This is a genomic window from Microcoleus sp. (genome assembly GCF_049646505.1).
GTDB lineage: Bacteria > Cyanobacteriota > Cyanobacteriia > Cyanobacteriales > Microcoleaceae > Microcoleus.
The window spans coordinates 1-11,318 of sequence record NZ_JBARVX010000429.1 but is presented as its reverse complement, the minus strand read 5'-3'; the positions used below and the strand labels follow the sequence as shown (position 1 = coordinate 11,318).

The following is an 11,318-nucleotide window of genomic DNA, read 5'->3' as shown; positions in this document are numbered from 1 at the left end:
CAATCAAATTGATTGCGGTTTATCGAGCCGAAATTATATCATATCATGTCGATTCTGACAACGTTAAATACATCCGGTTAATTAAACTTCAAACAAGCCCAGACTTGATGAGAAACCGGGTTTCTGGATGTTCTGTTTTTAATCGACTAAAAACAGCGAAGCAATCTCTAAAGTATGTTCAAGCTACGCTGCATCGCGAACAGGAACAGGTTCAGACTTTTTTTGAACCGACTGCGCCGGAATTACAGATTGTCTGATACATCTCGATACCGATCGCAAATATCCCACTTCTGCTTGAATAGAATCCATCGCCGACAGACTCTCAACTAATTCATCAAATTCATCAGCACTAACTCCAGCACTGTTCAAAACTTCTTGGTTGAGCCTCCCGTACATTCCTTGTAATAGAAGTTCGATAATCTCGCTGTAGTTAGCAATTTCTGTTCCGTAACCTTGCAGTTTTTTCGGATTGATTCCCCACTGCAAAATTTTCAGCAATTCTGCGGCGGAACTCCACGCAAAAGAAGAAGCAACCACTTCTCTTTCCGCTGCGGCGAGAGCTTGCTTGATTTCCACTTCCGGGAAATCTGGATTGACAATTAATCTTTCCAGCTTCGACACTTGTTTTTCTAACACGCACAAAGAAAAAGGAGCTAATTCTACAATCACCATGTCGCCAGCCTCGTCAACTATTCTGAAAGGATCTTCCAAAACATTAATTAGGAGGTGAATGTCTGTAGGTTTGCTCCAGTCAAATTGTCCGAGGAAAAACGGTTCTTCGTATCCCGGTAAAAGTCCTTGAAAATAAATCGGCAGATTTTTGCCTGACTCAAGAATTTTATAAAGAGCGACTTCCAGGGTTTCTGTCGGCCATCCGAGATTGCTCACGGCGACAATTTTCAGTTTTCCGGGAACGGAAACCACCAGCGAATTCAGTAACAAATGTACGGCTTCGATTAAATTTTGAGCGGTTACGTAGCGGTGGGGAGCGTGAACGTTGACTGTTTTACTTTGCTGTACTTTCTTGGACATTTGCTCGCAGAACAAGCTATTTTCTAACATATGAGTAAAGCGCACCATCCCGTAAGTGACGCTTCCTTCTTGAGCGGCTTTGGCAAATTGCCATTCTGCAAATTTTTTGGAGGCGGCGTAAACTTCGGTTGTAAAATATCGAGATGTTTTTCCTGTGGAAGAGAAGATGCAGTCTTCTACGCCGTATTCTTCGGAAAGTTGGATGACGTGTTTGCATCCTAACAGGCTGGTTGTAACTGTTTCTCGAATTTGGATTTCAGCTAATCCGGGCTGGCGCTGGGCTGCTAGGTGAAAAACAATCTGCGGTTTTTCTACTTCAAATATGTGTTTGAGCGCCTGGAAGTTGCGAATGTCGGCGGCGTAGAAAGTTACTGCGCCTTCTTTGTTAAAGTGCGGGATAGTTTCTGCGGGGTTTTGACATCGGGCTTTGTCTGCGGAAATGATGTTAGTTGCGCCTAGAGAGAGGAGTTTTTCGATTAGAAAACTTCCGACGCATCCTTCTCCGCCGGTGATGAGGATGGTTTTTCCTTTGATTTTGTTGCTGCAGGCGAGGCTGTACAGGTTAATGGTACGATCGCGCACGTCGCTAAAAGGTTCGCTTTCTAATTGTCCGTCGGCTTGATAGGCTGCGATTAGTTGTGCGGTGAGAGTTTGTAGCGTTGCTAGGATTTGCGGATTTTGCGGTTCGGGGGAACCGGGGGGAACTAGCTGCTGGATGCGATCGATTATTTCTGCTTTGCTGACACCTTCAAACATTTCTGAGGGGTTAAATGTGCTTGGCATTTTCTTGGCTCCTTTAAAGTCTAGAAATACTGTTGCCCGTCGGCGATTTGTTAAACTGATTTGCGAGAAAAAGAATTTAGAAAAGTTTGCTCGGTTTTAGGGTTTTTTAGATATCAAGCGGCTTAATCGGCATGACAGGCGATCGGCTTTCCTGCTAATTAATTGTTTTCCGGGTACTTGTAGTTTTGTTAAGGACTTTTTTCACCTGCTTGTTTTGGCGATCGGCAAAATCTTCGCGCTAACTGTCAAAAATTTGTCACTACAACTATAAACTTAAGTTGCTGGCTGTTGGCAATACTCAAAACATATCTTTACTATTTCTTTGCAATCAGCACCGTATCTTCACGCAATTTTAAAGTTAATGTAAAGAAGCGCGGGTTTTTAACAAACTTAAGGATACTTACTGCGGACGAAAAATGTATTATTTACTACTAAATTAAGTAAAAATTTAAGTAAAGGTACTGAGAGCAGAGCCAAATATTGCGGTGTGCCGAAAATATTGCTACCTATACCACTTGAAAAAAAGAATGCAGCGGTAGGTTAAGTTACTCATACACAATTAGTCATTCCCAATTTTTAATTCTCAAATCTTTAATGCTCCAATCTCAAACGGTATTCATTGGTGGGGTAGTTTTGTTGTGCCTACCCCTGTATTTGTGCTGCTACCGGGCGCGAACGCTGCGCTCTTTTTTGCTGCCTTCAAAGTTGCGGGCCGAGGCATTGTCGTAGCCTCCAGTCCGCAAGCGGCGGTCTAAATCGCTGGCTTCGGGAGAAGTTTTGGCAGCTTCTTCGAGGGTAATTCTGCCTTCGAGGACGAGTTCGTAAAGAACCTGGTTGATAATCTGCATTCCTTCGTAGCTGTCCTGTTCCATCAACCGGAAAGCTTCGTCATCAGCACCTTTCATCAAGTAATCGTGCATGGCGGGCGTATTCACTAAAATATCGTGAACTGCGACGCGGCGGTTGTCAACTGTTGGCAGCAAAAGTTGGGCAATTACTGCTACCAAAGAGTCGCAGATTTGAATCCGCATCGCTTGCTGTTCTTCGGGCGGATACATATTCAACAAGCGGTTTATGGCGTTTATGGCGCTGCGAGTGTGGAGAGTTCCCAACACCAAGTGACCTGTTTGAGCTGCTTGCAGTGCTGTGTTGATGGTAACGCGATCGCGCATTTCCCCAATTAGAATTACATCCGGATCTTCCCGCAAAACTGCCCGCAAAGCTTGCTGAAATTCGTGGGTGTGCAAGCCGACTTCTCGCTGGCTGACCAAGCATTTTTTGGAAGGGTGAATGAATTCGATCGGGTCTTCGATGGTAACTACGTGCTTCTGTTCCATCTGGTTGAGGTGGTCGATCATTGCAGCCAATGTTGTCGATTTTCCCGAACCGGTAGGCCCGGTAATCAAAATTAATCCCTGCGATCGCAAAATGATATTTTTGAGAACTTCTGGCAGCCTTAAGGCATCGATGGTAGGTATTTCCAAGTCGATCAAGCGCAATACTATGGCACCACCGCTGAGGGAATCAAAACAGTTGACGCGACACCGAACGAAGCCCGGGTAAAAAATTGCTGCATCTAATTCCTTGGTATTTACGAACTGTTTTCGCTGTTCGGGGGTGAGAATTTCGGCTAGGTAATGTTCAAAAAGTTCTGGCGTTACTTTGGGGTGGGTGGTTGCTAGTTGCATCACGCCCCGAATCCGAAATCGAGGTACTTGGCCGACTCGAATGTGAATGTCGGAAGCTGAGGCGCTATGGGCATCTCTGACCATTTGTTCGATCGTGCTGGTGGGTGTCTCAGCAGCCCGCTGCTGGGCTGCTGGGGCCGGGCTAGGGGCTGGTGCAGGAGGAGGCGCGGGAGTTGCAACTAGGGGCGGCGGCGGGGGCGGGGTGCGGCGGGCTTGAGCGTCTGGTCGAACGGGTGTAGGATTGTTTGGGGGGTTCATTTTTTTGTCTCCAGTCAGTCTATTTTAGGTGTGAAATTTGAGATTTTGGATTGACTCCACAGATTAATCTGGGAGCAGAAACTAGAGTCTAAATTTTGGGAATCGACCCTGACGCTCGTGTCGGGGGCTTGTATCCATTTTTGGGCGGGGTCAATGTGATTTATTGCGAATAAATACCAGATTTCTAATCTAATCGCTCGCTTGCTAATTCGGTGCTAAATGGTGAGAATATTTTACAATTAGGCTGGGCGGGCGATCGAGTAATTAACAATTTTAACTCCTATGAACATCAGTCAAAAAATTGCCGGCTGGCTCGAAAATCGCGCTGTAACTCCTGCCTACGCGGGTTGGCTGCTTTCGGGAATGACGGTTTTCTTTTTTGGTTCTGCTACTAATACAATGGCTGGGTGGCTGTACGCGCTCAGCGGTGGGAGTTTGGCGCTGTTGGCAATAGCGGCGGTTTTGCCTGCAAAATCGCTCGGTTCTTTGGAAGTCCGCCGCCGCCCGATCGAGCCGGTGAGTGCGGGCGATAAAATTACGGTCGAACTAGAAATCGAAAATCGCGCCCGCCAACCTAAAATTTTGCTGCAGGTGATAGATATCTTGCCGTTTGTACTGGGAAAAGAGGTCGTCCGCCCGATCGAAGTCATAGAGCCGTCAAGCATATACAAGGATACATACTATCTAGAAGTCCGGCACCGGGGGGTCTATCGCTGGGAAGAGGTCAACTTGAGGACGGCCGCCCCTTTAGGGTTGTTTTGGTGCCGCCGCAGCCGTCCGGCGAAAGCGGTGGCGGTTGTCTACCCGCAGGTTTTGCCGTTGAGCACTTGCCCTTTGGTCGATCGCATCGGTCAAGAAGACAGCCCGCAATTGTACAATCGCAGTCGATCGCAAACTGCTACCGAAGGCCTCACCCGCAACCTCAGACCTTACCGCCACGGAGACCCCACCCGCCTGATTCACTGGCGCACCAGCGCCCGCTACGGAGAACTGCGCGTGAGAGAGTTAGAAGTTGCCGCCGGCGGTCAAGACATTATTATTGCTCTCGACAGCGCTGCGATGTGGCAAGCAGAGGAATTTGAACGAGCGGTGACTGTAGCTGCATCCCTGTACTTCTATGCTAGCAAGCGCCTGTTAAACGTCAAACTTTGGACTGCAGGGACTGGACTTGTCTCGGGGAACCGGGTAGTTTTGGAAACTTTAGCAGCGGTTAATGCTGGGGAAGAGGCGATCGAGAATCGATCGAAACTGTCGATAATTTGGCTGACTCAAAACTCTGCAAGTTTAAGCACTCTTTCCCAAGGCAGCCGTTGGGTACTCTGGCCGAGCGCCACTGCGGAAACAGGCGAAAAACTATTAGTAAAACACGATTTACCAGGTTTACAAATTCGCTCCGACCGACCGTTAGAAATTCAGTTGCAAGGGAGTCTTTCGTTTTTGTAAAAAGCATTTTTTTGTAGGAGTCCCAAATGAATGCCTTGCACGGCTGACGGTTGACTGTTGACTCGATTTTATGACTCCGATGCAACCGTCCACTATATGAATCGTAGAGCGCTCCTAAATCCGGTGATTTGTTCGGATATTCAAACATTTTGTATATAAACAAGAAGAGTTCTTGACGGAGCATCTGTGTTTTTTTGTAGCGCTCTTCAATAACTCGCTTGTACAAAACTCGCGATCGCTTGCGAGATAGCAATCAAACAAAAAAATATTTTTACCAAGCCGGAGATACTCCCCTGTCACTCTCTAATTTCGGGGAGAGTTTCGACTACATACTCCGGTACATACTCGGGCAGATTCTCGGCCAAATTCTCCGGTTGATTTTGAGGCAAATTCTGGGGCAAATTCTCCCGTGGCTGTTCTAGCCTGACTCGCCGGATCGGGAGATTTGCAATCAATGCTGTCGCCCGCTGGTCGCTAGCTAGCGAGAACTCCGACTCGGTAGTATCGATTTCCACATAGCGAGACACCACCTCTAGAATTTCTCGGCGCATCGACTCAACCATTTCTGGGCTGAGTTCTGAGCGATCGTGGGCTAGAACCAGTTTCAGCCGCCGTTTTACATCGTCGCGGCTGTTGTCAGGGGTGCGCGGGAAAAGTCGTTCGAGAAGTGTGTATAGCATGGGTAGAGCGGGTTTGTCAAGGGTTGGGCATAGAAAAAGTCAGTCGATTTGAGATTTGAGATTTGAGATTTTAGATCGGGGAATCGCTGAAGACTACTGGGTTGGGTTCGGGTTCATCAGTTTCATTTTTTTGGGGAACGGGTATCACTGGGGAAAACTTTCAAGTAGTTTTTGTGGTGCGGTGCCGGCTGTTTGAAGTCGCGATCCAATCAGCACATCACATAATTTTAGTGTTTAAGAACTTGCGGAGGCGAGTAAAGAAGTTTTCCGGCCGGGGATTGAGATCGAGAAATTCAACTTTTTCGCCTTCTAAGCGGCGGGCAATATTGTCGAAGGCCGTTCCAGCTAAAGAGGCCGTTTCCGACAATACTAATGGTTCGCCTCGGTTCGTAGAAACAATGACGCGCTCGTCGTCGGGAACAACGCCTAACAGCGGAATGGCGAGGATTTCCCGCACGTCTTGCACAGACATCATATCATTTGCCAGCACCATTGCAGGCCTGATCCGGTTGACGATCAGCTTAATTTTTTTGACATTGTTGGCTTCCAGCAGCCCGATGACTCGATCGGCATCCCGGACAGCAGCAATTTCTGGAGTGGTGACAATGATGCCTTCTTGCGCCGGGGCGATCGCATTTTGAAAACCCTGTTCAATACCAGCCGGAGAGTCGATCAAAATATAGTCGTATTTTGCTCCCAACATCCCCACAAGCTGCTTCATTTGCTCAGCGCTGATGGCATCCTTCATCCGAGTTTGGGCCGCCGGCAACAGCACCAAACGCGGCTGCCGCTTGTCTTTCACCAAAGCTTGCTCTAACCGGCACTCTCCGGCGAGAACTTCTAATGCCGTGTAAACAATGCGGTTTTCTAAGCCCAGCAGCAAGTCTAAATTTCTGAGACCGAAATCGGCATCAATGACGGCAACATTGCGCCCCCGCTTAGCTAAAGCCATGCCGAGATTGGCTGTGGAGGTGGTTTTTCCCACTCCGCCTTTCCCTGATGTAACAACAATAATGCGAGCCATAAGCGATTTTAGAATTATTAGTCAGTAGTCAGTTGTCAGTTGTCAGTTGTCAGTTGTCAGTTGGTAGGGGCGGTGGATGGTGCGTGCCCGCCCTCTTAGTTGTTAGTTGTTAGTTGTTAGTTGTTAGTTGTTAGTCGTTAGTTGTTAGTTGTTAGTCGTTAGTTGTTAGTTGTTAGTCGTTAGTCGTTAGTTTTTAGTTTTTAGTTGTTAGTTGTTAGTTGTTGGAAATTAAGAATTGGAAATTGATAATTCGTAGCGAGTAACCAATAACCAATAACCAATAACCAATAACCAATAACCAATAACCAATAACCAATAACCAATAACCAATAACCAATAACCAATAACCAATAACCAATAACCAATAACCAATAACCAATAACTAATAACCAATAACCAATAACCAATAACCAATGACTAATCACCCCCAACTAACTGCGATTTGTCAAAATCAGAGGCTCTGCCGATCCGAATCCCCTGAGAAGTCACATAGGCGACTTCCGGGAAAAACTGAGCGGGTGAGGTTTCAGGGCCTCTGGCCACATACTTAGCAATCCTAATCACCATCGGTTCCATCTGCAAGGTCATAATCACGCTTTTGGTATTGCCGCCGGCACCGGCGTGCACTACGCCCCGCAAACGCCCCCAAACTAGGATATCTCCTCCGGCGATGACTGAGCCGCCGGGATTTACGTCTCCCAAAAGTACGATCGTCCCTGGATGGCGAATTTCTACGCCCGATCGCACTGTCATCTGCAAATATAAAGGTTCCGCCAGCGATTGCGGTTTTTCCGCCACCGTTTGACTCAGAGAAGAAACCGGAGGCTGCTGTTCTACACAATAGCCTGCAGTAGCGGCAGCAACGGCGGTTTGGCGGCGGCTGGTGTAGACTCGTTTGAGTTGCAGTTCCACTTCCGATAGGGCATCGGCGATTTCTTGCAGTTGGCGGATATCTAAAAGTCGATCGTTCCCCATCAATTTTACTTCTGCATTTGGCTGCCAAAAGCGTTCTCCTGCATTCAGCCTAACTTTTAGCTGCTGCCAAAGTTCAGTCCAAGTCGAAGCCGCACCAGTTGCGGCTTCGGTGTTGGTTTCTGGGGGAAGCAGCAACAATAGCTGTCCGTCTTCAGTCTTGAGTCGGACTTGCAAATCTAAGCTGATTTCGGGCGTTGATTGAGCAGCAGCGGCTCCGGCAGAGGCATCGGGTATCATGAAACAGTTCTGAGTTCGGGTATGGACAGGTTAACATCAATATTAGCCTGAGTGGTCATTAGTCATTAGTCATCAGTCATTAGCAAGGCACTCCGCGCGCACTTTAGACAATTATAGGACTTACGCATGGGGGTCTAGAAACCGGGTTTGTTTTACAAAAATACTTCAATGCAAGCCGCAGATTCGGTAAAAAATCCGGTTTCTTCGATCGGTGCATAAATCTTGAATTACTCATTACCAATTCCCCATTACCAATTCCCCATTATCAATTCCCCATTACTTATATGCAGCAAATAAAACGTTATCGCGGCAGTCTTCTTGGTTTAGCAGTTGGCGATGCTCTCGGAACAACTTTAGAGTTCTGTCGCCCAGGAACATTTGCACCTATTAACGATATGGTTGGCGGCGGCCCGTTTCGACTGCAACCGGGCGAGTGGACGGATGATACATCAATGGCACTTTGTTTAGCTGAAAGTTTGATTGAGAAAAAAGGTTTCGAGCCAGCCCATCAATTAGAAACTTATTTGCGGTGGTGGCGAAAAGGTCATTTGAGCAGTACAGGCAAATGTTTTGATATTGGCAATACGGTTCGACAAGCACTTGGAAAATTTGAAGATACAAGACAACCTTTCTGCGGTTATACCGATGCTCATACTGCTGGAAATGGTTCGATTATGCGTTTGGCTCCCGTGCCTTTGCTTTATGCTAAAAATCCTTTAGAAGTAATAGAAAAATCGGGAGCAAGTTCTCGCACTACTCACGGTGCTGCTACTTGCGTCGATGCTTGCCGCTATTTTGGTACTTTAATTGCGGGGGCTGTGAATGGAGTTGGTAAAGATGTGTTGCTTTCGGAAAGATATTGTCCGATTTCTGGCTATTGGGAAGCAAATCCGCTGGTAGCAGAGATTGATGAGATTGCGGCGGGTTCTTTTAAACTGCGACAACCTCCTGAAATTAAAGGTACGGGTTATGTTGTCAAGTCTTTGGAGGCGGCACTTTGGGCGTTTTATAACAGTTCTTCTTTTGCCGAAGGGTGTTTGTTGGCTGTGAATTTGGGCAACGATGCGGATACAACTGGTGCGGTTTACGGACAGTTGGCGGGGGCTTTTTACGGCGAATCTACTATACCGGAAAAATGGCGATCGCAATTGACCGATTTCACTCTAATTGCATCTTGCGCCGAACAACTCTTGACTGTAGGACTTACGCACGGGTGACTAGAAAGCGAGTTTTATTAGAAAAAAATATTTTGTTACACCCGCTTGAAAAACATACTTATAGCCTTTCTAAAAAAGGTGACAAGTCCGTCTATATTAAGATTTTAGATTTTAGATTTTAGATTGGGGAATTGAGGGATTGAGTGATTGAGGGCTCGATGGCTCGATCGGTCAATTCCTCATTTTTCCCTCGAACTGCTATAACTCAATAGTACAACTTTTTGCACTAGCCTCCGCATCAACAATGTTCGATACAGTTTTGCGTTTAAGTGTAATTTTAAGTTGCCGTGTAGCTTTAGCGCTCGCAGCCGCCAATGGAATATCCCCAATAACCGCAGCGGCCCGGCCTACTCACCCCGCTGAACAGGGCGATCGTGCTATTATTGTCATAACAACCGCACAAACTAATGAAAACCCCAAACTCAAACTTTTAACCGAAACCGAAATCTCACAACGGTTGCAAGCTTTGCCACAGTGGAATAGAGACGGTAAAACCATTAAATACACCCACGAATTTAAAAATTTTTTGCAAGCTGTCAGTTTTGTAAATTGCCTGATTTCCCCGTCAGAAAAAGCCCGTCACCATCCCGACATTGCCATTGCTTACAACCGGGTTACAATTAGGATATCGACTCACGATGCTGGGGGGCTGACATCACAGGACTTTGATTTAGCCGAGACTATCTCCAAATTACTCAGCCAGTGGACTCCTGAAAATGTTTGTTTATTAGTAGAAGGTTCTGGATCGTGAATTTACTGCGTCAACCCCAAAAAAGTCAAATAAAAAGACAGTTATTAATTTTATCAGTTTGCTGTTTACTGGGGCAAACCACTGCTTTGGGACAATCCATTGCTCCCGCAAATGACGGCACCGGTACTACCGTCAACCCTCAAGCAAATCGCATCGATATTGGCGGCGGCAAACAGTCGGGAGATGGGGCTAACCTTTTCCACAGTTTCCAACGGTTCGGATTGAATAAAAATCAAATAGCTAACTTTATTGCTAATCCAAACATTCAAAACATTTTAGGGCGCATAGTGGGCGGAGACGTTTCTATCATCAACGGTTTGATTCAAGTTAGCGGCGGCAATGCCAATTTATTTTTAATAAATCCTGCAGGGATTATTTTTGGCACAACCGCTCAGTTAAACGTCCCCGCATCTTTTACCGCTACGACTGCCAACAGCATTGGTTTTGGCAATAATTCATTGAGCGCGATAGGTTTCAATAACTATCTCGCTTTAACAGGAATGCCCACCAGTTTTGGGTTTTCAGCAATCACACCAGCAAGCATTGTCAATCGCGGAAATTTGGCAGTAAAACAAGGGGGAAATTTAACTTTACTCGGTGGCACTGTTACAAATACAGGTCAAGTATCCGTAGAGGGAGGTCAAATATACATCGTTACCGTTCCGGACAAAAGCAGTGTCCGCATCAGCCAACCGGGATATTTGCTGAGTATAGAAGTCAGCAGCGAAGCTTTGAATTCTCAATCTAATACTGCCAATGCTGACAGCGAAAAATCGACTGCAACTCTTCCCGAAATGCTCACAGGTGGGGGCGGGCAAGTTAATGCCTCAGATGTTGCTGTTAGTAGCGACGGTAGCGTTAAATTAACCAATTCTAACCCGCCCAAATCTTCCCAAAACAATTTAGGAACAAATAATAGCGGTGCAGTTAGACTGTCTCAACTACAGAATAATATGCCCCCACAACCAACGAATACCGGAAATAATACGCCTTCTAATACTAATACCGCCATAGCTCCACAACCAAATACCGGAAACAATACGCCTTCTAATACTAATACTGCCACAGCTCCACAACCAAATACGGGAAATTTAACTGCGCCTCCTAATACTAATGGTGGAACAGCTCCACAACCGAATGCCGGAAACAATACGCCTCCTAATATTAATGGTGGAACAGCTCCACAACCGAATGCCGGAAATTTAAATACACGCCCTAATGATAATAATA

9 protein-coding genes are annotated in these 11,318 nt (G+C 46.4%); 4 read left to right on the top strand and 5 right to left on the bottom strand.

What is annotated here, in order from left to right:
- Positions 1-183: 183 nt before the first annotated feature.
- Together WBA89_RS21145 and WBA89_RS21140 are read right to left on the bottom strand one after the other, a co-directional pair.
- Entirely contained in the window at positions 184-1,815 is a 1,632-nt protein-coding gene (locus tag WBA89_RS21145) for a polysaccharide biosynthesis protein (RefSeq protein ID WP_424409222.1), read from the bottom strand.
- A 662-nt stretch (positions 1,816-2,477) separates the two neighbouring features.
- Positions 2,478-3,761: a type IV pilus twitching motility protein PilT gene (locus tag WBA89_RS21140; RefSeq protein ID WP_424409220.1), complete on the bottom strand. Its 1,284-nt coding sequence runs from the start codon at positions 3,759-3,761 to the stop codon at positions 2,478-2,480.
- Positions 3,762-4,043: 282 nt separating this feature from the next.
- On the opposite strand from WBA89_RS21140, the gene WBA89_RS21135 reads away from it, so the two are divergent.
- Positions 4,044-5,204, top strand: a complete 1,161-nt coding sequence (locus WBA89_RS21135; protein WP_424409218.1) for a DUF58 domain-containing protein — start codon at positions 4,044-4,046, stop codon at positions 5,202-5,204.
- A gap of 296 nt (positions 5,205-5,500) precedes the next feature.
- Here WBA89_RS21135 and minE read toward each other — a convergent pair whose 3' ends face one another.
- The 3 genes from minE to minC form a co-directional block, all read right to left on the bottom strand.
- Entirely contained in the window at positions 5,501-5,884 is a 384-nt protein-coding gene (gene minE / locus WBA89_RS21130; protein WP_424409217.1) for a cell division topological specificity factor MinE, read from the bottom strand.
- Positions 5,885-6,101: 217 nt separating this feature from the next.
- Positions 6,102-6,908, bottom strand: a complete 807-nt coding sequence (gene minD, locus WBA89_RS21125) for a septum site-determining protein MinD (protein ID WP_424409216.1) — start codon at positions 6,906-6,908, stop codon at positions 6,102-6,104.
- 417 nt (positions 6,909-7,325) lie between these two features.
- A complete protein-coding gene (minC, locus tag WBA89_RS21120) occupies positions 7,326-8,120 on the bottom strand; it encodes a septum site-determining protein MinC (protein ID WP_424409214.1) in 795 nt (264 codons plus the stop codon).
- Positions 8,121-8,404: 284 nt separating this feature from the next.
- On the opposite strand from minC, the gene WBA89_RS21115 reads away from it, so the two are divergent.
- From WBA89_RS21115 to WBA89_RS21105, 3 genes are all read left to right on the top strand, one after another.
- Positions 8,405-9,337 carry an ADP-ribosylglycohydrolase family protein gene (locus WBA89_RS21115; protein WP_424409213.1) on the top strand — a complete coding sequence of 311 codons (933 nt, stop codon included), beginning with the start codon at positions 8,405-8,407 and terminating at the stop codon, positions 9,335-9,337.
- 244 nt (positions 9,338-9,581) lie between these two features.
- Entirely contained in the window at positions 9,582-10,088 is a 507-nt protein-coding gene (locus WBA89_RS21110) for a 4a-hydroxytetrahydrobiopterin dehydratase (protein WP_424409211.1), read from the top strand.
- 86 nt (positions 10,089-10,174) lie between these two features.
- On the top strand, positions 10,175-11,318 hold a 1,144-nt coding region (locus WBA89_RS21105; protein ID WP_424409209.1), incomplete at its 3' end, for a filamentous hemagglutinin N-terminal domain-containing protein.